The following is a 24,055-nucleotide window of genomic DNA, read 5'->3' as shown; positions in this document are numbered from 1 at the left end:
ATGAAGTTTAAACTTTATATAGCACTAGTTTTATTATTTACATCAGCAATTAATATGCATGCATACGCTGAGGATATCGAGCTTTACGTAAATAAAGATGCTAACTCAGATGAAAAACCGCGAGTACTATTAATTTTTGATACCTCCGGGAGCATGGCTTTTTCTTCAAGTACAGGGGACGACTGTGGGCAAGAGTATCGTAATGGCCCATATATTCTTTGTCCTGATAGTAGACTTGAAGCAGCTCAAGGGGCTATGGATAAACTGGTAACAGACAATGCAGGTTCAATCGATTTTGGCTTAATGCGCTTTAATGGTACCGAAGGAGGTTATGTTTTAAATGGCATCGGTAGTTCGCCCGATTCCATAAAAGCATCTATTAATGATCTTCCTGCAAGTGGGGGGACTCCATTAGCTGAAACATTGTGGGAGGCTTATTTATATATTACAGGAAAAGAGTTGGACTATGCTTTTGATGTGAGTAGAAACAAAAGAGACACAGGTATAGAATCTGCAATTATTACTCAAGAACAAGTTCAAAGATGCGAAGATGTTCCTTATCAATATAGATGGTACGGAAGATGGGTTTGGGGGACTAAAAAGGAATGCACATCTGTTTTAGAAGATGTTGTTTCTAGCTATTCTTATATATCACCTTTTGCTGATAGCGCAGCTGAAGCTAAGCGTTGTGATAATTCCGTCAATATTATCTATATGACTGATGGTGATCCGTCTCCTAGCAGTGATAATGGGAGCGATTATGACATTAGCGTTGAGCATAATAAGTATTTTGGTCGTTATTTAACTATCGATGATTATGTATACAGTAACCGTTTGCATCTATTAGCTAAAATAATTCATGGAACAGGCGACACTATTGTTGATTTGTATCCATCTACCCCTGATATTAATGAAACAGGGCGTCTATATACGATTGGCTTTGGCTCTGGTATGACTGCAGATGGTCAAAACTTATTAAAACAAGCCTCAACATTAGGCGGCGGTAAAAATTTACCTGCAACTACACCAGAAAAGCTTTCTGAAGCTTTAAATAATGCCGTAGCGGAGATTAGACAGGAAAATAGTACTTTTACAGCCCCTTCTGTTGCAAGTAATAATGTAGATCAAACGCGTAGTCGAGACGCCATATACTTAGGTATGTTTTATCCTGAAAAGCATACTAGATGGCGTGGTAATCTAAAAAAACTGAAATTATCAGGTAACAAAGTTATTGATTCCAAAGATATAGAAGCGTTTGATAGTGATGGCCTTATAAAGACGAGTGCGCATACATTTTGGAGTCCTGATGGAACTTCCGATGGTAGCTCTGTAAAAGAGGGTGGAGTCAATGCTGCATTAATAAGTAGTGACAAAGCTCGTAAAATACTTACAAATGCAAATACTAATACATTATTAGACTTTAATTTTAATAAGATTAAAAATGCCTATGGCAATAAGCAAAAAGCAGCGGTTGCTTTTGATGTTGATAAATCTGACTTAAAAAATATTATTAACTGGGCTCGCGGGTATGATAATAAACAAAATAGCGAATCTGACGCTTTACGCGATGATATATTTGGTGACCCACTGCACTCAAAACCAGTTGCGATAGACTATGGTAATGATGATATTCGTATTCTAATTGGTACTAATGCTGGCTTTTTACATATGTTTAAAGATGATGACACTAACAATAAAGTTAGTGAAAGCTGGGCGTTTATTCCATCTGAACTATACAAAATTATTGAACCTCTTCGTGATGAACATAGTACTAAAGAATACGGCATAGATGGACCTATTAGTGTTTATTTCAACAATAAGAGCCTTAATGGTGAAGGTTTAAATGATGGAACTATTAACGCAACTAAAGGTGACCAAGTCTGGGCTGCTGTAGGTATGCGCAGAGGTGGTCGTAATTATTATGGTTTGGATATTACAAAGCCAGACTCTCCAAGTTTAATGTGGACTATTAAAGGCGGTGAAGGGAAATTTAAAAACCTTGGCCAAACGTGGTCTAAGCCCCAAGTTGCTTATATAAAATCAAAAGGAAATACTCCCCTTTTAATATTTGGGGCTGGTTATGATACCAATAAAGATTCGAATGACGCCGATAACGCTAATGTAAAAACTGAGGACGAAGTTGGCCGCGGCATTTATATCGTTAATGCAAAAACAGGTGAAAAAGTTTGGATTTTAGCACCTAAGGGAGATGCATCTAAGGATGCCGAATTTAAAGGAAAATATAGTGTTGCTGCTGATGTAACGTTATTGGATTCTAATTATGATGGCTATACAGACCGGATATATGCGGCAGATACTGGTGGAGGTATCTGGCGTATAGATATATCAGATGAAGGAAAATTTAGTCATTTTCAGTTAGCAGATCTTGGTAATGATGCAGATAGACGTTTTTTTTACAAGCCCGTAGTGGCGAGAACTATGTTTAGTAAAGTAACTATTAAAGATGGTGTAGTCACTCGATTAGATACACCTTATGATGCAATTGTGATTGGTAGTGGTAATCGTTCAAATCCTAATGGAGAACGCACTGCTGATGAATTATTTATGATTAGAGATGAAAATACAGTTACTAAATTATTCGAATCTGCGCCTAAAGCTATAACGCATAGTATGTTAATGGAGATGAATGATGATGAATTTGGCAGCGCTTTAAATAGTGTAACTGAGTTTGTAAAATTAGAAGATGAACTTGCGAATGATTTTGTTGGGTGGCGTTATAAACTCGCTACTGGTGAAAAGTCGTTAGCTGCGGCAACCGTTGTTGGTGGTGTTGCTTATTTTACATCTTTTACTCCGACGTTGGATTCATCAATTAAAAATCAATGTTCATTAAGTGGAGGAGGGGGCTCTCTTTACGCATTTCATTTGCACTATGGTACTAAAGTTTATGACGATCTGAAATTTGCTACAAGTACAGAGGTGCCAGATACGCCCCAACTTTATTTTGGTTCTTCATGTGCAGATAGTGATGATAACGGAAAATGCGATGATGATCCTGATGAGGAAGTAAAAAGTCAGTTTTATTTAATTGGCCCAGGCATTAAAGGTGAAAATGCAGAAAACCCTCTGCAACCACTTGAAATAACAGGGCCAGGATTAAAAGCTATTAACGGTAAAATACAACTTGTTAATGACAAAGCATTAGGGTTTGGTTTTAAAACTCAGCAAACTTATATATATAAGCGTGAAGAGAATGATGAAAATATACAGAATGAAGACGATTAAGGAGGCTTAAATGATAAAAAAACAACGTGGTTTTACCTTAATTGAGCTGATGATAGCCGTTGCTATCGTCGGCATACTTGCAGCAATTGCGCTGCCTAATTATACAGAATATGTAAAACGTGCCTCACGTGCAGAGGCAGTTGCAGCATTATTAGATGCAGCAAACAAGGAAGAGCAGTATTTTGTTGATAATAGGGAATATACAGAGAAATTTACTGATTTAGGGTTGCAAGACAAAACCGAGAATAAACATTTTGAATTAACGATTAAAGTGACGAATAAGAATGCTTTTACAATCATTGCAAAACCTGTGGCAGGGCCGGTAAAAGGAGATGGTGATTGCACTGCATTATCTATAACTGATATAGGTACTAAAGGCGCACTAGGGGGGAAAACAAACAAGGGAGCAGATATTGATTACTGCTGGGGAAGATAATTAAAATTACTTTTTTGGCATTTATCAGTTGATTTGATGCGAATTCTACCCGTTTGACTTACAGATAAAGCCAATCCTTCGAGATTGGCTTTATTGCTATTGGGGCAATATATAAAAGTCCCATTTTGAAAACCATTTAAAGAACCATCTGGACGAAATGTAATGGCGTTGCGCGGATACTCTAAAGTATCAGCATCATGAACATCCTCGAAAGTGCTTAAGAGTAACTCATCATCATCTAGAGTCGTTGATTTATCTTTATCGATAAATAGTGACATTTGACCATCCCACTCGTCCTTTGTACATTGACTGCCTTTTAGTGCGCAAAGCGTGACGTAAGTACCATTTTCAATTGCGTAAAGGCGGCCATAATTTATATTTCGGTGTAGCAGATTCACATGGTTATCTAATCGGTTTTTAGCCAAGAAGTCTGGATAAAACCACATCGATAATTGACTGATTACACTGACAACAGCAATTGAAACCATTAATTCAAGAAGTGTCACTCCCTTGTTTTTTGATATTGATAATCTCATCCTTGAAGACCTGAGTTAATAAATGATTAACTCAGTCTAGTAAATGATACAAATATGACAAGATAAGTTTGTATGTTTTTTAGTCGCACGTTTCGTCAGTATCACCAAGATAAAAAGCTGTACCAGAGACAGATACGTTAAGTGCTTTATTGCTTTTGTTATCACTATTAGGACAATAAATAAAACCGGTCAACTCATCAACTTCTGGGTCGATAAGATTTGTTGTAATTCGTCCGCTAGTATCAAAACGAAGATAGCTATCACCCGTGAATTTTATTTTGTCATTAGAAGACACATCCGACATTACGCGTAGTAGGCTATCATTTGCACTATCATAGTTATCATTATTATTAGCATCTATAAATAAGATCACAGTATTAGTTGAGCCCCACCCACTTTTACATGTGAGATTGGAAGTGCCAAGATTTTTTGCACTGGGAACAGGACACACAATGACTATTTCATCGGTGCTTGCTGCTTGTGAGCGGGCATATGCAATGTTTCTTTTTAATTCCAACAAAAAGTTCTCAGCTCTATTTTCTTCTAGCATATCGCTGCTATTCCAAATCGCAATTGATGCAATGATCCCAACGATAGCAACGGTTACCATGAGTTCTAAAAGAGTGAATCCGTTTTGTTTGTTTTTCATATTAATCTCATTTACTGCTAGTCATTTAAGTATAGCTATTTTTATACAATAAATTATACCATGATCGGTTGTTTTATCACCGTAATTCAATCGCTTTGTTTGCTATGAACATCATGATTGTCTAAAATCGAGGCAACTGGAGCTTTCAAAAGTAATTAATATGAAAAAAATAGAAGCAATTATCAAACCTTTTAAGTTAGACGATGTGCGTGAAGCGTTGTCGGATGTAGGTATAACAGGTATGACGGTAAGCGAAGTTAAAGGCTTTGGACGTCAAAAAGGTCACACTGAGTTATATCGTGGCGCAGAGTATATGGTTGATTTTTTACCTAAAGTAAAACTTGATATTGTATTGACTGATGAAGATGTAGACCGTGCAATTGAAGTTATTGTAAAAACGGCACAAACAGGAAAAATCGGTGACGGTAAAATATTTGTCACTGATGTTGAGCGTGTAATACGTATTCGTACTGCTGAGGAAGATGAAGAAGCTATTTAAGATTTTCTTCTACGCAGTAAAAAGGCGCTTACTAAGCGCCTTTTTGTTTATTTAGTTCTTTTATTTAGTCTTCGTGTTTGCTTTGCGTGCTCACTAAGCTCAGTTAAACCTAATTGGTCGTAACTTTTTTCCATCATTTCAAGCGCGGGATCCAAGTAACTGCTTTGTGAGTAGTGTTCAACAACAAACTTACCTCTATTAGCAGCAGCTAAATAAGCTTCACGCTCATAATAGTAAGTGGCTACTTTTAATTCATAACGTGCCATACGATTTAAAAGCCATACTAAACGACGCTTAGCTTCAGGCGCGTAATCACTTTTCGGAAAGCGTTTTACTAGTGTCGATAAATCGGTAAATGCAACACGTGTACGGTTTGCATCACGGTCGGCTCTATCTACACCAAAGTACTCTTGGAACGCATTTTTATCTGCTTTAATGTTTACTAAACCACGCATGTAATACATGTAATCTAGGTCTTTATGGTTTGGATTTAAGCGAATAAAGCGGTCAATGGTTGCAAGTGCTTGTTCAGTATTACCTGATTGGTAATGTGCATACACTAAGTCCATTTGTACTTGTTTAGAGAATGGGCCAAACGGGTAGCGAGAATCTATTGCACTCAAAAGTTCAATTGCGCGAGCATATAAACCAGAATCTAGTGTTTCTTTTGCATCTTCATATAAAGCGTGTGCAGACTTATTCGGTACACGTTGAATGTCTTCTTGGTCTGGAGCAGACGAACAAGCACCTAAACTAAGTACAGAAACTGAAAAAACAATGGCAAATGCACGTTTCCCTATTTTATTTATCATTTTATTTGTTACCTTCGATGTCTTCGGCTAGGCCAAGTCGGTAAAACCGAGTAAACTATGCGTATTATATTATGCTTTTATTAAAAGCGATTCTAACCCAGTCGAGCAAAGCTTGCACTGGTAAATTGGGTAAAGTTACTAATGTCAGAGCAAATTTCTCTTCAAGCCGACGTTCCAACCGAATTAGGTGGTAAACGTCTAGACCAAGTATTAGCACAATTGTTCCCTGATTATTCACGTTCTCGTATAAAAACGTGGATATTGGATGATAAAATCACCGTAGACGGTGAAATTTTCAACACTCCACGCGAAAAGCTACTAGGTGGTGAAGTTGTAAGTGTTGAAACAACAATTGAAGCACCACGCGAATACGAAGCACAAGATATCAAATTAAACATTGTTTATGAAGACGATGATATTTTGGTAATTAATAAACCAATGGGCCTAGTGGTTCACCCTGGTGCGGGTAATCCTAATGGAACAGTGCTAAACGCATTACTACATTACTACCCTGAAATAATTAACGTACCACGCGCGGGTATTGTGCATCGTTTAGATAAAGACACGACCGGTTTAATGGTTGTAGCTAAAACGATTCCAGCACAAACGCATTTAGTAACAGCGCTACAAAAGCGTGAAAACTTCACGCGTGAATATGAAGCATTGTGTAATGGTACTATGACTGCAGGTGGTATGGTTGAAAAAGCGATTGGCCGACATCCGACTCAACGTACGCATATGGCAGTACATGAACTGGGTAAACCGGCAATTACACATTACCGTGTTGCTGAAAAATTCCGTGCTCATACTCGTTTACGCCTGCGCTTAGAAACAGGTCGTACGCATCAAATTCGCGTGCACATGGCACATTTAAATCACCCGCTAATTGGCGATCAATCTTATGGCGGCCGTCCGCGTCCACCTAAAGGTGCAACACCTGAGTTATTTGAGTTACTTCGTAGCTTTAGACGCCAAGCACTACATGCTGTAAAATTGAGTATTGCGCACCCAATCACGGGTGAAATGATGACATGGCAAGCACCTATCCCAGACGATATGGTTGCTATGACACTCGCATTACGTGAAGATACTAAAGCTAATCCTGATATCGATAGATAATGCACTTATTGTCAGCGACATGGCAAAACCTTCATAAAGTAGGAACGTTAAGTACTACTTGTGGAGGTGGTGTTTCAAAAATCCCATTTAAAAGTTTTAATTTGGGATTCCATGTTGGTGATAATCAAAATCATGTATCAAAAAATCGCTCATTATTAACAAATCTCCTACCTAAACCTGCCGTGTGGCTAAATCAAGTTCATAGCTCTAATGTTGTTATTGTTGATGAACATTTTGATTTTGATGAGTTACACGATGCTGATGCGCTTTATACTCAGTTATTAAATCAGCCTTTGGCTATCATGACCGCCGATTGCTTACCTATTTTATTAGTGAGTGATGATGAAAAGGAAGTTGCAGCTATACATGGCGGCTGGCGAGGGCTTGAGCAGGGAATTATTAAAAATACTTTGGAATGTTTTAGTTCAAAGTGTGAAAATATAAATGCGTGGCTAGGGCCTGCAATTGGGCCAACTCGATTTGAGGTTGGGGCTGAAGTGTTTGAGTTATTTCAAAAAAGGTCCCCTTTATTTATTCACGCATTTACACTACAAACTAATGGTAAATATCTTGCTGATATCTATGGTATCGCGCGTACTTTACTTACCCAGCAAGGCGTTAAAAATATTACGGGTGGCGACTACTGCACAGTCTCTCAAAGTGACTTGTTTTTTTCTTATCGACGAGATGGACAAACTGGACGTATGGCTAGTTTGATCTGGCGCAAGTAATTCACATCTTTAATCATTATATTTCCCCCTACACCTTGAACAAACACCTAAACATACCCATTAATTAAGCAATTAGATTATTTAATAGGTAACACCATGCGTTTAGATAGATTTACAAGTAAATTTCAATCTGCGCTTTCTGATGCGCAATCGCTAGCCCTTGGTCGCGATCATCAATTTATTGAACCCGTACATTTAATGTATTCATTGCTAAAGCAAAGTGGTTCTAGTGTACGTGCATTATTTGCACAAACGGGTGTCAGCGCTGACGAACTCAACACCAAGCTTTCACAAGAAATAGAAAAATTATTTAAAGTAGAAGGTGTAGGTGGCGACGTCCAGCTATCAAACAATATGGCATCACTTATTAATCTATGTGATAAGTACGCGCAAAAACGCAAAGACAAATATATTTCAAGTGAATTATTTGTACTGGCGGCATGCGATGATAAAGGTCCACTTGGCGATATATTTAGGTCGTTAAATATTACCTCGACTAAAATTGAAACTGCAATTAAAGCGATTCGCGGCGGTCAAAAAGTTGATGACCCAAATGCCGAAGAAACACGTCAAGCGCTTGAAAAATTCACGATTGATCTAACTGAGCGAGCAGAGCAAGGTAAGCTTGACCCTGTTATTGGTCGCGATGACGAAATTCGCCGCACGATTCAGGTACTACAACGCCGCACTAAAAATAACCCTGTATTAATCGGTGAACCAGGTGTTGGTAAAACAGCAATTGCCGAGGGGTTAGCACAGCGTATTATTAATGGTGAAGTACCTGAAGGATTAAAAAATAAACGCGTACTATCACTTGATTTAGGGGCGTTAGTTGCGGGTGCTAAATACCGTGGCGAATTTGAAGAACGTTTAAAATCAGTATTAAACGAATTGGCTAAAGAAGAAGGCCAAGTCATTTTATTTATTGATGAAATACATACTATTGTAGGTGCAGGAAAAAGTGACGGTGCCATGGATGCAGGCAATATGTTAAAGCCAGCATTAGCACGCGGTGAATTACACTGTGTTGGCGCAACCACGCTTGATGAATACCGTAAATATATAGAAAAAGACGCAGCTCTTGAGCGTCGATTCCAAAAGGTACTTATTGAAGAGCCATCTGTTGAAGATACCATTGCAATATTACGTGGCTTAAAAGAGCGATATGAGTTACATCATTCAGTAGAAATTACTGACCCCGCGATTGTTGCTGCGGCGCAGTTATCTCATCGTTACATTAGTGACCGTCAGTTACCCGATAAAGCGATTGATTTAATAGATGAAGCGGGTTCTTCAATTCGATTACAAATTGATTCAAAACCAGAGTCATTAGATAAACTCGAACGTCGTATTATTCAATTAAAACTTGAAGATAATGCGCTAGCGAAAGAAAAAGACGAAGCAAGTCAAAAACGCCGAGCTGAAATGCAAGAGTTGATCACCGACCTTGATGGGCAATATCGTGAGCTAGACGAGATATGGAATGCTGAAAAAGCATCACTTCAAGGCACGCAAGTAATTAAAGCCGAGCTTGAACAAGCAAGATTAGATTTAGATGTAGCGCGAAGAGCAAGTGATTTACAGCGTATGTCAGAGCTGCAATATGGGCGAATTCCAGAACTTGAACGAAAACTTGATTTAGCCTCACAAGCTGAAATGCAAGAAATGACCCTGCTTAAAAACCAAGTAGGTGAGGATGAAATTGCTGAAATACTGTCTCGCTGGACAGGTATTCCTGTTGCAAGAATGCTACAAGGTGAGCGTGAAAAGCTACTGCAAATGGAAGATAAGTTACACAGTAAAGTAATAGGGCAAGATGAAGCGGTTGTTGCTGTTTCTAACGCAATACGACGCTCACGTGCCGGGCTTGCAGACCCTAATCGCCCTATTGGTTCTTTCTTATTTTTAGGCCCAACAGGTGTGGGTAAAACAGAGCTGACAAAAGCACTGGCTGGTTTTATGTTTGATACTGAAGATGCCATGGTGCGTATCGACATGTCTGAGTTTATGGAAAAACATTCAGTTGCACGTCTAGTAGGGGCTCCTCCAGGTTACGTGGGTTACGAAGAGGGCGGTTATTTAACCGAGGCAGTGCGCCGTAAACCTTACTCAGTGATATTGCTTGATGAAATAGAAAAGGCACATCCTGATGTGTTTAATATTTTACTGCAAGTATTAGATGATGGCCGATTAACTGACGGGCAGGGTAGAACCGTTGATTTTAAAAATACCGTTATTATCATGACCTCAAATTTAGGCTCAGATATTATCCAAGAGCAAGCGGGTAATAATGATTACACGACCCTTAAAGCTAAAGTAATGGAAGTATTAATTAATGAGTTTAGGCCTGAATTTATTAACCGTATAGACGAGACTGTCGTGTTCCACCCGTTAGCAAACGAGCATATAAAAGAAATAGCTGATATTCAGTTAATGAAATTACGTGAGCGTTTAAGAGAGATGGGGTATCTGCTTGAAATAAGCGATGCTGCTCTTGAGCGAATTGCAGCAAGTGGGTTTGATCCTGTGTACGGTGCACGTCCGCTTAAGCGTGCTATTCAACAAACGATTGAAAACCCGCTGGCACAAAAGTTACTTAATGGAGACTACTTACCAGGTTGCGTGATCGTTATTGATGCAAATGACGACGGTCTTGTATTTTCCAAGCGTTAATTGTAAATAATTAAACTCAAAAGCCGCTAAAATAGCGGCTTTTTTATGTTTGTTAAACTTTAAAAGTTAGTAATAAATCGTTCACCCTACGTGAACCTTCAACAAGTTCAGCTGCTCCTTTTGCCACATTAAAGCTTAAGCTTAAGTTGTTATCTCCAAAGTCTTTAATTTGCGAAACATTATTACTAATATCATTACTAACCATTTGTTGCTCTTCTGCAGCAGATGATATTTGTATTGCTAAATGAGATATTTCACTGATTTGGATAAAAATCCCCTCTAATTCAACTTGAGTTTTATCGGTTGTCAGCACACAATTATCGGCTTGTGCTTTAGTGCTTTGCATTACTTTAGACCAGCTAAATAAAGTATCTTGTATTTCTTTAATAGAACTGTGGATTTGTGTTGTAGCATTTTGAGTACGTGACGAAAGGGTCCTTACCTCGTCGGCTACTACAGCAAAGCCTCGACCATGCTCTCCCGCTCTAGCTGCTTCAATCGCTGCATTAAGGGCAAGTAAGTTAGTTTGATCGGCAATTCCTTCTATTTCACTCATTACTTTACCAATCTTATCTGCTTCAGAGGCTAAGCTGGTGGCTGTGGTTGCAGCCTTTTCTACTTGAAAAGCTAAATCAGATACCATTTTACTATTATCTGCAATATGGTCTTTTATTTCAGAGCAACTTTGATGGGTGTTATTCACTTTATCAGCTGTTTGAGCGGTATTTACTGATATTTCACCAATGGTAGAGCTCATTTGAGTCATCGCTGATGCAATTTGTTCTAAACGCTCACCTTGCGAAGAAATGCCTTTTTCAGTAAGCGTAGATTGTTTATCTAGATCAGTCGCGATGCCATTAAAGCTTAATGTAGAGTCTTTCATACGGCCAAGAACTGTACGCAATTTTGCGCTTAGCATTTGCTCTCTATAATCACTTACGCTATGCGGTGTGTGGCCGCTGTAGATATAGCGAGAGATTGAATCGGCTTTTGCTTTTTGTTCGCGTAATATTTTAGGGGTAACAATCAGTTCGTCATAATTTAGCGCAATAACTAAGGCGCACATCAATAGGCTAATTACAGCTAAAGAGATTGATCCCGTAACAGCAATAAAAATCAGCCAAAGTAATAGGCATATAAAAGTAATGCCTTGTCTTATTGTGGTGTGTTCTCGTAGTTTAAATGATGACTTATTGGCATTTATTTTGTTGTAAAGAGCGTGTGCACGTTGCTTAAGTTGAGAGCTTGCTTTAGTTCTTACTGATTGATAACCAACAAGTCGGCTATGCTCAAAAATAGGGGTTACAAAGGCATCTACCCAATAATAACGGCCATCTTTACAGCGGTTTTTAACCATGCCGCGCCACGAGTGCTCTTGTTTTAATGTTGCCCACATTTCTTTAAAGGCCGCTTTTGGCATATCAGGGTGACGAACAATATTATGATGCTGACCGATAAGCTCTTGTACGCTATAACCTGCTACAGAGCAAAACTCTTGATTGACGTATGTTATTACACCCTTGAGGTCGGTAGTAGAAACAAGCTCTTGTGACTCATCAAAGTATACTTCTTCATTTTTTAAGCTTTTATCATTGTGCATTATGTTTATTATCATCCTTTATTGTTGCTGTCATTATATTGGTTACACACTACAAAGCAAAAAATAGCGTCTTTCCTTTTATGCTCATAAGGCAAATAATTGTTTTTATTGATCTAGATCAAATTTAAATATCGAGTAGCTAAGTTGAACTCATTTTAAATAAGTTCCGGTCTATTATTTTAGGCTTATATTTTGCGTATTTAATTTATACTTAAATACGCATTTAAAGCATTTGTATAATGCCCAGAGCAATGGCAATATTACGACTTAATATAATGATGTTGGTCATATTGAGCGCATGTATAGAGTGGGTAAATAATTATTAACTTAGAAAAATTATATTGTTCTAGCAATTTATACCAGTTGCATTAAATAAGTGATCAATTATAGCGCTAAGAAAATAGCACAATAACAAGGCGAAAATTATGACATGTAGTTGTTCTATATGAATAATTTTTAACGCAGTGAGTGCGCTATTTAATGCGATAGAATGATCATATTTTCAATAAAATTGGTATTAATCTTGAGTCTAAGTAATTAGCCCCCATAACCTTATGATTAAGCCACGTGGCCCGAGGAAAGATTTTTTGACAACACATGATTTAGCTAACGCACTTGAAGCGTTATCAGTAAATGAGCACCAACATGCAGTTAAAGGCATTAAACGTGGCATAGAGCGAGAGTCGCTAAGAATACAAGATAATGGTGCAATATCACCTCAAGGTCACCCAAAAGGTGTGGGCAGTGCGTTAACTAACGGCCATATTACAACTGATTTTTCTGAGTCTTTACTTGAATTTATTACTCCAGTTAGTGAATCGTCAACGCAAACGCTTAAGCAATTAAAAGACCTTCAAAAGTTCACTCTAGAAAAAATGGGCGATGAACTACTTTGGCCCATTAGCATGCCGTGTTTTATTGAGCACCAAGACGATATAGTGTTAGCTCAGTTTGGTAGTTCAAATACTGGTCAAATGAAAACACTATACCGTGAAGGATTAAAAAATCGCTACGGTAGTATGATGCAAGCAATTGCAGGTGTTCACTTTAATATTTCATTCCCAGATACGCTTTGGCAGTCACTTCATTCTTTGCAAAAAAGCAATGCAAGCCTTCAAGATTTTATTTCAGAAGGCTACTTATCGCTTATTCGTAACTTTAAACGCGAACTATGGCTAATAAGTTACATGTTTGGTGCATCGCCAGCATTGTGTAACTCATTTTTGCAAGGTCGAAAAACTGACTTACCATTTAAAAAACTAGGTAAAGGCACGCTTTACTTAGAAGTTGGTACAGCACTGCGTTTAGGTAATTTAGGTTATACAAATAGCGCTCAGTCGTCACTACGCGTAATGTATAACTCGTTAGATGAATATGTAGCGGGCCTTAAAAAAGCAATCAACACACCATCAGAAATTTATGGTGATCTTGATGACTACAAGAGTGAAAACCCTAAGCAGTTAAATAAAAATATTCTGCAGATTGAAAACGAATTTTACTCGCCAATTCGTCCTAAGCGCAATGCGAAAAGTGGCGAAACGCCAACGGATGCATTGCTTCGAGCAGGCATTGAATACGTAGAAATTCGCGCATTAGACGTTAACCCGTTTAGCGAAGTTGGTATTGATATTGAGCAAATTCACTTTTTAGATGTGTTTTTAACGTATTGTTTATTAAAAGATTCAGCTCCAATGGATTGGAAAGAACAAGCACGTAGTACTGAAAATCTCGACACAGTAGTAAACCAAGGTCGAGAAGAAGGGCTAATGCTTAACTTTAATAACACACAGCGTAGCCTTCAGTCGTGGGGCGATGAAATATTTACCCAGCTTACAGATGTCGCTAAATGGATGGATAATGCTTATGGTGTTAACTATTACTCAGATACTATAAAGCGCATGGCAACGTGGATACATAATCCAGAGCTTACTTACTCTGGACGTTACGTGTCACAATTAAAAGAGTCTGGTTTAGACAACGGCCACTTTGCACTAGCATTGGCTAGTAAATATAAGCAAAGCCACGCAGATACTGACTACAGCGAGTTTTTAAAGCCTTGGCTGGAACAACAAGTTGTAGAGTCTAACGAAGCACAAGCTGCAATTGAGCAAGCAGATACCCAGTCATTTACCGCGTTTTTAGATGCGTATTTTGACGGTAAATAACCTTGGTATTTAGCAACATTTAAGCAAAAAAAAACGCAGCCTAAGTTGGCTGCGTAAATATATTCAGGGATGAATTAATGCTGTACTGCTGCATTCATTGAGTCAGACCCACACTTTATAAAAAAGTTCTGTGAGATCTTAGAAAAATGAAAAAAAATGCAATTATCCTATCTCTCGCCATTACTTTAGCCGGTTGTGCTACAGCACCTCCAAAGCAACCTAACGATTTATGTAAAATCTTTGAAGAAAAGCCAGATTGGTATTTCGACGCAAAAGATGCACAAGAAAAATGGGGTTCTCCCAAGCATGTACTCATGAGTATGATGTACCAAGAAAGCTCATTTAAGCATGATGCCGCTCCGCCTATGGAGTACTTCTTATGGATAATTCCTACCGGTCGCGCAAGTGATGCCTATGGTTACTCGCAAGCTAAAACACCAACATGGTCTGATTATATTCGTGAAACAGGCAACAACGGTGCTGATAGAGACGACTTTGACGATGCAATCGACTTTATGGCGTGGTTTGTTTATAAAACGCATAAAGTAAATAAAATATCTAAATGGGATGCTTACGCACAATACCTTAATTATCATGAAGGTTGGGGTGGGTATAAGCGTGGCACGTACAAAAAGAAAAAGTGGCTAATGGGTGTTGCGAACAAAGTTAAGCACAGAGCAAGCCGTTATGGTGCGCAATTAAAACACTGCGAAGAAGAGCTTGATAAAGGTTGGTTTGAACGTCTTATATTTGGCTAGATAGTTATTAATGGATATAAAAAAGGAGCCAATTGGCTCCTTTTTTATTTAGCGAGAACGCTTATTCGGCAGTATCTTCACTTGTTTTATCATATTTTCTTTAACTTCGAGTACTTCAATAGGATATCCCGCGATACGCAAACTAATATTTGCATCAGGAATATTCTCCAAGTATTCAACAATTAAACCACTCAAAGTTTTAGGTCCATCGAGCGGGAAATCCCAACCCATTTCTTTATTTAAATCGCGTACGTTAGCGCCGCCATCCACAATACATGAGCCATCAGTTTGTGTTTCTACTTCTTCGCTCGGCGTACGAGTTTGCGTAGTTGTGAAATCGCCAACAACTTCTTCTAAAATATCTTCTAGGGTCACTAGGCCTTGGATGTCGCCATACTCATCTACCACTAAGCCTATGCGTTCTTTAGATTGCTGAAACTTTAATAGCTGAGTATTTAGTGAGGTTCCTTCAGGGATAAAGTAAATCTCACGTACAGCTCGTAGCAAAGATGGTTTATCAAATTGCTCTTTTGTAAGTAGACGAAGCGCATCACGTGAGTGAATGAAACCTACTGCATCATCTATATTATCGCGATACAACAACACACGAGTATGTTGTGCATGGGTAAGTTGGCGACTAATTAGCTTCCAATCGTCATTAATATCAATGGCCACAATTTCGTTTCGTGGGATCATAATATCTTCAACGGTTACTTGTTCTAAATCTAAAATTGAAGTCAGCATACTTTGATGACGAGCAGGAATAAGTGCGCCTGACTCATTGAGTACTGTTTTTAATTCTTCTTTACTCATGCTGTGTTCGTCGATTTGTGCGGCACTAATACCAAATAATCGCAATATTCCGTTGGTCATCCAGTTAATAACAACCACAAAAGGGAACATTATTTTAAGTAGCCCTTTTAAAATAATAGAGCTTGGAAAGGCAACTTTTTCAGGATAAAGAGCAGCAAGGGTTTTAGGGGTTACTTCAGCAAATATAAGCACGACTAAAGTTAACACACCTGTAGCTATTGCAATACCGAGGTCACCGTAAAGGCGAATACCTATAATGGTTGCAACTTGGGCTGCTGCAATATTAACAAGGTTATTACCGATTAAGATTAAACCGATGAGCCTATCTGGACGGCTAAGTAATTTACTGACTCGTTTAGCTGCACGATGATCCTCTTTAGCAAGGTGTCGCAGGCGTATACGATTGATTGACATAATTCCGGTTTCTGAACCAGAAAAATAAGCAGAAAAAAGCACCAAAAAACCTAAAATGATAAATAGGGTACTTGTCGATATGTCGTCCAACGATGGATCCTTTTCTTATAAATCAATGCGTATTAAGCTAGAGTGAGCAAGCAGAGTCAAGTTAAAACTTATTTAGTATCACTTCTTGTATGAAACGGCTGCCAAAATAAGCGAGTGTGAGGACAAATGCAGCGACCATGATTGTAATAACCACCGGTTTACCGCGCCAACCCTTTTTCATATGACCAATAGCAACAACGGCAAAAATAGCCCACGCAACTAACGACAATATTGTTTTATGAATGAACTCTTTAGCGAACATTCCATCAAGAAATACAAACCCTGAAAGTAATGCAAATGTGAGTAATATAGTGCCTAAATTAAGAAGTTGGTAAAGCTGGCGCTCCACAACCATTAAAGGCGGAAGATGGCTATGCACAATTGCTAAATCTTTACGTTTTAAACGTTTATCAATAAAGTAAAACTGTACACCATATAAAGTAGCGATAATTAAAATACAGTAGGCTAACAAAGATAAAGAGATGTGCGTTACTAAACCCACCTCAATATTAATACTTTGCAATAAAATATGATGAGGTATAAATAAACTGGCAATGGTTAGTAAGGCACCAAAACCATAAACAACGGGTAACAATAAAGTAGCAGGGAATTTTAGCGAGACAGTCGTCACCGAGACCACAATCACCCAGCACGTCAAAAGAGCGACGTTTACGATACTTAAATCTTGACCGTCGGCTCTAAAAACAGAGTTAACTAACAGCAGCATGTGCGCCACTATAGCAACCGTGCTTAAAATAACGGTTACTTTTTGGCTTGGGCCTTGTTGATGAAACAGGCGTGAAAGCACGTGAGACGTTGCTAACACATAAAATAAACTGGCAATAATAGTTAAACTAATAATCAGCATTGTGCTTGGGCCACTTAATTTGAGACAAAATAATCCTTGTTGTTATATAGCCATTGTATTTTATAGCAAAGCAAATGCATAGACCTTAAAAAAAGAAACTCATCAAGGTGCACTTGAACACTATATTGTAAGACGCCATATACGGTATACTACTTTTAATTGAAACTTAATAAGTCAATCTAGGTTAATTGAAAAATCAAATTAATCGTAAAATTTAAATGGATTGATATAAACGTCTTATCGGAACCGTTACATGTTTGAGAACCTCCAAGAACGATTAGGTAAAACCTTAAAAAATATCAGTGGCCGCGGCCGTCTGACGGAAGACAACATAAAAGACACACTTCGCGAAGTGCGTATGGCATTTTTAGAAGCCGATGTGGCATTGCCTGTTGTTCGCGACTTTGTAAAACAAGTTAAAGAACGTGCAGTTGGGGTTGAAGTTACAAAAAGCTTAAGCCCAGGCCAAGTATTTATAAAAATAGTGCGTGAAGAACTAGAAAAAGCAATGGGCGAGGCTAATGAAGAGCTAAGTCTAAATGCGCAACCGCCAGCCGTTGTAATGGTAGCGGGTCTACAAGGTGCGGGTAAAACCACCAGTGTAGCTAAGCTTGCTAAGTTTTTAAAAGAGCGAAAAAAGAAATCAGTACTTGTAGTAAGTGCCGATGTTTATCGCCCTGCGGCTATTAAACAGCTAGAAACGCTTGCAGCAGAAGTTGATGTTGATTTCTTCCCAAGTGATATTTCGCAAAAGCCAGTTGATATTGCAACCGCTGCAATTTCTCATGCTAAGAAGAAATTTATAGATGTAGTACTTGTTGATACTGCAGGTCGTCTACATGTTGATAGCAACATGATGGATGAAATTAAAGATCTTCATAAAGCAATCAATCCAATTGAAACCTTGTTCGTTGTTGATGCAATGACAGGTCAAGATGCGGCGAATACAGCTAAAGCATTCGACGAAGCATTACCACTTACCGGTGTTATATTAACAAAAACCGATGGTGATGCGCGTGGTGGTGCTGCTTTATCTATTCGTCACATCACTGGCAAGCCTATTAAGTTTATGGGTGTGGGTGAGCGCACTGACGCACTTGAACCTTTCCACCCAGACCGTATAGCGTCGCGTATTTTAGGTATGGGTGACGTACTTTCATTAATCGAAGAAGTCGAGATGAAAGTAGATAAAGAGCAAGCTGCTAGAGTTGCTGAAAAAGTATTTAAAGGCGCAGGTTTTACTCTTGATGATTTTGCTGACCAATTAAAGCAAATGAAAAGCATGGGTGGCATGATGTCAATGCTTGATAAGCTCCCTGGTATGTCTAACTTACCAGATGCTGTTAAAGGTCAAATGGGTGATAAAACATTTATCCAAATGGAAGCTATTATTAGCTCTATGACTAAAAAAGAGCGTGCGCGCCCAGAAATCATTAAAGGTTCGCGTAAAAAACGCATAGCAGCTGGCTCTGGTACACAAGTGCAAGAGATTAATAAGTTGCTTAAGCAGTTTACGCAAATGCAAAAAATGATGAAAAAAATGAAAGGTAAAGGCGGCATGACTAAAATGATGCGCGGTATGAAAGGCATGTTACCACCTGGAATGATGGGCGGCGGCGGTCCTAAATTTTAAAAAGTACCATTAAGTTACTTTTTAAAATAATAGCGAATCATATTTAAAGGAGCAAATAGCTCCTTTTTTGTTGAATAAATTATGCATGTAATACACCTTTAACTCTTATTTGTCGTTGAGATCACGGTTTAACCTACTAAACTGCCTTTTTGGTTCACTTCTTACTTGCGTTATTGCCAAAAACTCGTACAATTCCCCAGCTCCCCATTCTGGGGAGTAAATCTTATTAATGAAAACAGTCAATCTTTATAGAGGACGGTATGGTAACTATTCGTTTGCAACGTGGTGGCGCTAAAAAACGCCCTTTCTATCAAATTGTGGTTGCGGATAGCCGTTTCTCGCGTGACGGTCGCTTCATCGAGAAAGTAGGCTTTTTTAACCCAATTGCTTCAGGTCAAGAAGAAAAAATTCGTTTAGATTTACCACGTGTTGAACACTGGGTAGGTCAGGGCGCATCTCTTTCAGATCGCGTAGCTAAGTTAGTAAAAGACGCTCGTAAAGCGGCTTAATAGGCGTAAGTGTAACCATGAGTCAAGAGAACACCTCATCAATAATTGTCGTAGGAAAGCTCGGTGCCCCATATGGTATAAAGGGCTGGCTTAAGGTACATTCATTTACTGATGATCCCGTAGGGATCTTCGATTTCAGCCCGTGGTTGATAGGGCAGCAAGGTAAATGGCAGTCCTTAGAAGTGGTCGACTGGCGTCGCCACAACAAAGGCTTTATCGCTAAATTTGCGCAGGTAAACGACCGAGACGAAGCAATGGCTTATACCCATGCTGAAATCTCAATGGATGCAGCGCATTTACCAGAACTCCCGCAAGGTGAGTTCTATTGGCGAGATCTCATTGGCATGTCTGTTGTAACCGATAAAGGTTATAGCTTAGGCATTGTTGATGACCTGATGGAGACAGGATCAAATGACGTACTGGTTGTTAAAGCAAACAGTAAAGACGCATTTGGTCAAGCTGAGCGTTTGATTCCTTTTTTAACTGATTCAGTTATTAAAGAAGTTAAATACGACGCAAGAGAAATTACCGTAGACTGGGATCCTGGTTTTTAATGACGCAAACTAGTTCATTATGGGTAGGGGTGATAAGCCTTTTTCCAGACATGTTTGACGCTATTACAGACCAAGGTGTTACCGGTCGCGCAGTAAAAAATGGCTTAATTGATTTTAACTGCTGGAATCCGCGAGACTACGCTTTAGATAAGCATAGAACCGTAGATGACCGTCCTTACGGGGGCGGACCTGGTATGTTAATGATGGTTGAGCCATTAAAAAAAGCGATTGCCGAAGCTAAAAAAGCAGCTGGTGATGGTGCTAAAGTAATTTATATGTCCCCGCAAGGGCGCAAACTTGATCAGCAAGGTGCTAGCGAACTCGCTAACTCTAAAAAACTGATTTTGATTGCCGGTCGCTATGAAGGTATAGATGAGAGAATAATAGAATCATATGTTGACGAAGAATGGTCAATTGGTGATTTTATTTTGAGTGGTGGTGAACTACCTGCCATGACATTAATTGACGCAGTAGCGCGATTAGTGCCAGGTGTGTTAGGTCATAATCAGTCAGCAGAACAAGATTCGTTTTCGGATGGCTTGTTAGATTGTCCACACTATACACGACCAGAAACATTGGACGACAAACAGGTTCCTGCTGTATTACTCAGTGGTAACCACCAAGAGATAGCAAAATGGCGGCTTATGCAGTCATTAGGCAGAACTTGGTTACGACGTCCTGACTTGTTGCATAACCTAGCTCTGACTGAGGAGCAAGCGGTATTACTCGCGAAATTTCAGCAAGAGTACCAAAAAGCTTGTGGCTAGAAGACAGTTACACCTAGGAAAGTGAGAAACATAATGGCAAAAGTAAACCAAAATATTATTAAAGCGCTTGAAGATGAGCAGCTTAAAACAGACGTACCTACATTTGGCCCTGGTGATACAGTGGTTGTACAGGTAAAAGTAAAAGAAGGTGCTAAAGAGCGTCTACAGGCCTTTGAAGGTGTTGTAATCGCTAAGCGTAATCGTGGTCTTCACTCAGCATTCACAGTTCGTAAAATCTCGAACGGTGAAGGCGTTGAGCGTGTATTCCAAACGCACAGCCCTCTTATTGATAGCGTAACAGTTAAGCGTCGCGGTGCAGTTCGCCGTGCTAAGCTTTACTATCTACGTGAGCGTTCTGGTAAATCTGCACGTATTAGAGAAAAACTTAACTAATACGCGCTGTTTATCAACGCAAAAAAACGGGTTGCATCCTTCGGGTTGCAACCCGTTTTGGTTTTAGAATATTATTTTCTCAATTCTCAATTCTCAATTCTCAATTCTCAATTCTCAATTCCTCATTAGTAAAATTTCCGCTTTAGCCTTTTCTCAGTTAGCTGATCCTGTTAGTATTTATCGTATTGATTAGTTTACTTTTATGTAAATTTATATTTACGTTATTTGGTTTTTTAAGGTGGGACGAACGTGGCTGACATAAGTGATTTAGCACAGCTAAGAGAAGGTATAGATGAATGCGATGCACAACTTGTTGCCTTACTCGCTAAACGTAATGGTATTACGCAAAAAATTGGTGAGATAAAACAACAAACAGGCGCACCTTTACATGCACCTGCCCGTGAAGCAGAGCTATTAGCGGCAAGACGACAAGAAGCAATAAATCAAAATGTAAGCCCAGATCTCGTTGAAGATATACTAAGACGTATGATGCGAGAAGCCTATCAAAACCAACAAGCAAAACTTGCATGCGCAGCGCCAGAGCTTTCGCCAATTGTAATTGTGGGTGGTCAAGGCGCCATGGGCCAGTTATTTGCACAGCAGTTTATTCGCTCAGGTTACGAAGTTAAAATCTTAGATAAAGATCAGCAAAACGATGCTAAAAGTATTTTAAAAGGTGCCAAGCTGGTAATGATTAGCGTACCTATTAATGCATTGGACGCTGTCGTTGCTAAGTTACCTAAACTAGATGAAGACTGTTTACTAGTTGATATTACATCGGTAAAGCAATCGCCTATTAAAGCACTAAAAGCTGCGCACAGTGGCCCTGTGGTTGGTTTACATCCTATGTTTGGGCCTGATATATCACACTGGGTAAAACAAACAGTTGTTGTATGTGAAGGGCGAGAACACCAAGCGGCAAAAGGTTTGTTACAGCAGTTACAAGTATGGGGTTGTCAGCTTGTTGAGCTTGATGCTAAAAAGCATGATGAAGCAATGCAAATTATTCAGGTAATGCGCCATTTAACGACATTTGTGTACGGACAATTTCTAGCAAAACAAAGTCATACACTAGAAGAATTACGTAGCTGCTCGTCACCTATATATCAATTAGAACTGATGATGGTAGGGCGTTTATTTGCGCAGTCGCCTGAGCTCTACTCAGATATTATGCTAGCACAATTCGATGATGTAGAAACCTTACTTGCACAGTACCAAGATACCTTCGCAAGTACGTTAGCAAAATTAAAAGCGGGAGATAAAGCAGCGCTTATTGATTCTTTTGCTGAGGCTAAAGTTTACTTTTCTGACTCGACAGAACACTTTTTAACGCAAAGCAGAAGCTTATTAAATAAAGCGAATGATTCAAAAGTTTTAGATTAATATTTGTTATACCGTTTGCTTAAGTATGGGGATTTAATTCGTTAAATTGCTAAAATATTTATGCAGACTGGTACTAGTTAACGAAAAAGGGCCGATATCGGCCCTTTTTGATTTGTAAAATTGCTTATTAAGTATTAACGCTTACTGCCTGTAGTGACTCGCTTTGGTAGCATCCTAAAATACGTACATATTGGGTGTGCTCTTTAAGTTCCTCTAGCGCTTCTTTTACTTGGCTTTCAGCTAAGTTTGCTTCTAGGTCAACATAAAAAACTTCTTCCCACGGATTGCCCGGAGTAGGGCGAGATTCAAGTTTTACTAAATTAATCTTATGCTGCTTAAAAATCATTAACGCATCGGCTAGTGAGCCCGCTTGTTGTTTTGTCGACATGATCAAACTAGTTTTAGTTGGTATTTGGTTAGACACTTGTAGAGGCTTACGTGCAACAACAATAAAGCGGCTATGGTTTTCGCTTTGATTAGCTAGGTTTGATTTAATAACCTCAAGCCCGACGTTTTTCCCCGCTTGTGCAGAGCCAATTGCAGCACTGTATGGTGTGTTCAGAGCTGATTGTAGCGCGCTTGATGTTGAGTCACATGTTTCGTGTTGTAAATCACCTAAGCCCTGTAAAAAGCGGCTGCACTGCGCAAATGGTTGTGGGTGTGCAAATATTTTTGTTAGTTGACTAAGTTCAGTATCAGGGTTGGCGAGTAAGCAATGCTCTACACTGTGAGTTACTTCTCCAACAATAGACACTTGCGCGTGCTGTAATAAGTCAAACACCTCGTTAATACTGCCAGAGCTTGTGTTTTCAATGGGTAATAAACCAAAATCAGCTTGGCCGTTTTCTACTTTACCTGTTATTTCGTCAAACGATGTACAGCCAATTTCAACTAATTTACCCGGGCGGCGGCTAAAATATTTATGGCATGCTAGTTGGCTATAAGAACCCTGACCACCTAAGTAAGTTACACGGTGTGTTTCACTAAGGGCATCTGGATTCAGGTTTTTTTGTAGCATTGCTTGTTGGTGTAAAACAGAGTCTTCCAAAATAGTTTGAAAAACATTATTCACGTAGTAAGCATCCAAACCTAGTGATTTACCATAACCAATCAGTTTCTCTAAAAGTGCGAGCTCACGTGCTTCATCGCGAATTGGTTTGTTGTTAGCTATTTTGTACTCAACCACACCGTGGCTAATACGACGACGTTTAGCTAATAACACGAGTAAGTCGGAGTCTATTTCATTTATATCGTGTCTTAGTGCATTTAATACATCATTTGTCATTTTGGTATCCTCATTCCAAAAGTAGGCTGTTATTACACAGCAAAAACAAAAAAGCCTCCCGGTTGGGAGGCTTTACTATTCGATTGATTTTATCTCACAAACAGGGAAGCCTCTTCTATATA

Annotated in this window: 21 protein-coding genes and 1 other annotated feature (1 of these 22 only partly in view); of the genes, 14 read left to right on the top strand and 7 right to left on the bottom strand. The window is 39.0% G+C overall.

What is annotated here, in order from left to right; all coding sequences use genetic code 11:
* On the top strand, window positions 1–3,246 hold the full coding sequence (locus I6E70_RS10440) for a PilC/PilY family type IV pilus protein (protein WP_197188653.1): 3,246 nt from the start codon (window positions 1–3) through the stop codon (window positions 3,244–3,246).
* 10 nt (window positions 3,247–3,256) lie between these two features.
* A complete protein-coding gene (locus tag I6E70_RS10435) occupies window positions 3,257–3,682 on the top strand; it encodes a type IV pilin protein (RefSeq protein ID WP_231620095.1) in 426 nt (141 codons plus the stop codon).
* Here I6E70_RS10435 and I6E70_RS10430 read toward each other — a convergent pair.
* Window positions 3,664–4,218 carry a GspH/FimT family pseudopilin gene (locus tag I6E70_RS10430; protein WP_197188652.1) on the bottom strand — a complete coding sequence of 185 codons (555 nt, stop codon included), beginning with the start codon at window positions 4,216–4,218 and terminating at the stop codon, window positions 3,664–3,666. The genes I6E70_RS10435 and I6E70_RS10430 overlap by 19 nt on opposite strands.
* A gap of 79 nt (window positions 4,219–4,297) precedes the next feature.
* Window positions 4,298–4,867, bottom strand: coding sequence for a GspH/FimT family pseudopilin (locus tag I6E70_RS10425; protein ID WP_197188651.1), 570 nt, complete (start codon window positions 4,865–4,867; stop codon window positions 4,298–4,300).
* 160 nt (window positions 4,868–5,027) lie between these two features.
* On the opposite strand from I6E70_RS10425, the gene glnB reads away from it, so the two are divergent.
* Window positions 5,028–5,366 carry a nitrogen regulatory protein P-II gene (glnB, locus tag I6E70_RS10420; RefSeq protein ID WP_002962211.1) on the top strand — a complete coding sequence of 113 codons (339 nt, stop codon included), beginning with the start codon at window positions 5,028–5,030 and terminating at the stop codon, window positions 5,364–5,366.
* A gap of 47 nt (window positions 5,367–5,413) precedes the next feature.
* Here the strand turns inward: glnB and I6E70_RS10415 are convergent, their stop codons facing one another.
* Complete coding sequence (locus I6E70_RS10415) at window positions 5,414–6,178, bottom strand: outer membrane protein assembly factor BamD (protein WP_007581382.1); 765 nt, start codon at window positions 6,176–6,178, stop codon at window positions 5,414–5,416.
* Between the two features lie 141 nt (window positions 6,179–6,319).
* Between I6E70_RS10415 and rluD the strand changes: the two genes are divergently transcribed.
* The 3 genes from rluD to clpB all read left to right on the top strand — a co-directional run bounded on the left by rluD (window position 6,320) and on the right by clpB (window position 10,701).
* A complete protein-coding gene (gene rluD, locus I6E70_RS10410) occupies window positions 6,320–7,297 on the top strand; it encodes a 23S rRNA pseudouridine(1911/1915/1917) synthase RluD (protein ID WP_007581384.1) in 978 nt (325 codons plus the stop codon).
* The gene (gene pgeF, locus I6E70_RS10405) at window positions 7,297–8,028 is read left to right on the top strand and encodes a peptidoglycan editing factor PgeF (RefSeq protein ID WP_197101537.1); all 732 of its coding nucleotides are present in this window, start codon (window positions 7,297–7,299) and stop codon (window positions 8,026–8,028) included. The genes rluD and pgeF overlap by 1 nt, the downstream gene beginning before the upstream one ends.
* A 96-nt stretch (window positions 8,029–8,124) precedes the next feature.
* Window positions 8,125–10,701, top strand: a complete 2,577-nt coding sequence (gene clpB / locus I6E70_RS10400; RefSeq protein ID WP_197188650.1) for an ATP-dependent chaperone ClpB — start codon at window positions 8,125–8,127, stop codon at window positions 10,699–10,701.
* 52 nt (window positions 10,702–10,753) lie between these two features.
* Here clpB and I6E70_RS10395 read toward each other — a convergent pair whose 3' ends face one another.
* Window positions 10,754–12,301 carry a methyl-accepting chemotaxis protein gene (locus tag I6E70_RS10395; protein WP_197188649.1) on the bottom strand — a complete coding sequence of 516 codons (1,548 nt, stop codon included), beginning with the start codon at window positions 12,299–12,301 and terminating at the stop codon, window positions 10,754–10,756.
* Window positions 12,302–12,888: 587 nt separating this feature from the next.
* Here I6E70_RS10395 and gshA point away from each other — a divergent pair.
* A complete protein-coding gene (gene gshA / locus I6E70_RS10390) occupies window positions 12,889–14,466 on the top strand; it encodes a glutamate--cysteine ligase (RefSeq protein WP_010554628.1) in 1,578 nt (525 codons plus the stop codon).
* Between the two features lie 146 nt (window positions 14,467–14,612).
* The gene (locus I6E70_RS10385) at window positions 14,613–15,224 is read left to right on the top strand and encodes a transglycosylase SLT domain-containing protein (protein WP_010554629.1); all 612 of its coding nucleotides are present in this window, start codon (window positions 14,613–14,615) and stop codon (window positions 15,222–15,224) included.
* 48 nt (window positions 15,225–15,272) lie between these two features.
* On the opposite strand, the gene I6E70_RS10380 is transcribed toward I6E70_RS10385, so the two are convergent.
* Both I6E70_RS10380 and I6E70_RS10375 read right to left on the bottom strand, forming a co-directional pair.
* Window positions 15,273–16,541, bottom strand: a complete 1,269-nt coding sequence (locus tag I6E70_RS10380) for an HlyC/CorC family transporter (protein WP_007581396.1) — start codon at window positions 16,539–16,541, stop codon at window positions 15,273–15,275.
* Between the two features lie 61 nt (window positions 16,542–16,602).
* Window positions 16,603–17,409 (bottom strand): cytochrome C assembly family protein, encoded by an 807-nt coding sequence (locus tag I6E70_RS10375; RefSeq protein ID WP_007581398.1) that lies wholly within the window; start codon window positions 17,407–17,409, stop codon window positions 16,603–16,605.
* A gap of 253 nt (window positions 17,410–17,662) precedes the next feature.
* Here I6E70_RS10375 and ffh point away from each other — a divergent pair, with 253 nt between their 5' ends.
* The 6 genes from ffh (at window position 17,663) to tyrA (ending at window position 22,648) form a co-directional block, all read left to right on the top strand.
* The gene (ffh, locus tag I6E70_RS10370) at window positions 17,663–19,042 is read left to right on the top strand and encodes a signal recognition particle protein (RefSeq protein WP_007581399.1); all 1,380 of its coding nucleotides are present in this window, start codon (window positions 17,663–17,665) and stop codon (window positions 19,040–19,042) included.
* A 260-nt stretch (window positions 19,043–19,302) separates the two neighbouring features.
* Window positions 19,303–19,551 carry a 30S ribosomal protein S16 gene (rpsP, locus tag I6E70_RS10365; RefSeq protein WP_002962192.1) on the top strand — a complete coding sequence of 83 codons (249 nt, stop codon included), beginning with the start codon at window positions 19,303–19,305 and terminating at the stop codon, window positions 19,549–19,551.
* A gap of 17 nt (window positions 19,552–19,568) precedes the next feature.
* The gene (gene rimM, locus I6E70_RS10360) at window positions 19,569–20,105 is read left to right on the top strand and encodes a ribosome maturation factor RimM (RefSeq protein ID WP_010554631.1); all 537 of its coding nucleotides are present in this window, start codon (window positions 19,569–19,571) and stop codon (window positions 20,103–20,105) included.
* A complete protein-coding gene (gene trmD / locus I6E70_RS10355) occupies window positions 20,105–20,872 on the top strand; it encodes a tRNA (guanosine(37)-N1)-methyltransferase TrmD (protein ID WP_007581405.1) in 768 nt (255 codons plus the stop codon). Before rimM ends, trmD begins: the two co-directional genes overlap by 1 nt.
* Window positions 20,873–20,905: 33 nt before the next feature.
* On the top strand, window positions 20,906–21,265 hold the full coding sequence (gene rplS, locus I6E70_RS10350; protein ID WP_007378355.1) for a 50S ribosomal protein L19: 360 nt from the start codon (window positions 20,906–20,908) through the stop codon (window positions 21,263–21,265).
* Window positions 21,266–21,514: 249 nt separating this feature from the next.
* Window positions 21,515–22,648 (top strand): bifunctional chorismate mutase/prephenate dehydrogenase, encoded by a 1,134-nt coding sequence (tyrA, locus tag I6E70_RS10345; protein ID WP_010554632.1) that lies wholly within the window; start codon window positions 21,515–21,517, stop codon window positions 22,646–22,648.
* A gap of 127 nt (window positions 22,649–22,775) precedes the next feature.
* Here tyrA and I6E70_RS10340 read toward each other — a convergent pair whose 3' ends face one another.
* On the bottom strand, window positions 22,776–23,933 hold the full coding sequence (locus I6E70_RS10340; protein ID WP_007581410.1) for a chorismate mutase: 1,158 nt from the start codon (window positions 23,931–23,933) through the stop codon (window positions 22,776–22,778).
* Window positions 23,934–23,977: 44 nt separating this feature from the next.
* Window positions 23,978–24,055, bottom strand: a sequence feature (Phe leader region); it runs 40 nt beyond the window's last position.

It is taken from the genome of Pseudoalteromonas sp. NGC95, assembly GCF_015864705.1.
GTDB classification, from domain to species: Bacteria; Pseudomonadota; Gammaproteobacteria; order Enterobacterales; family Alteromonadaceae; genus Pseudoalteromonas; species Pseudoalteromonas arctica.
This window is presented reverse-complemented; position numbering and strand designations above follow the sequence as displayed.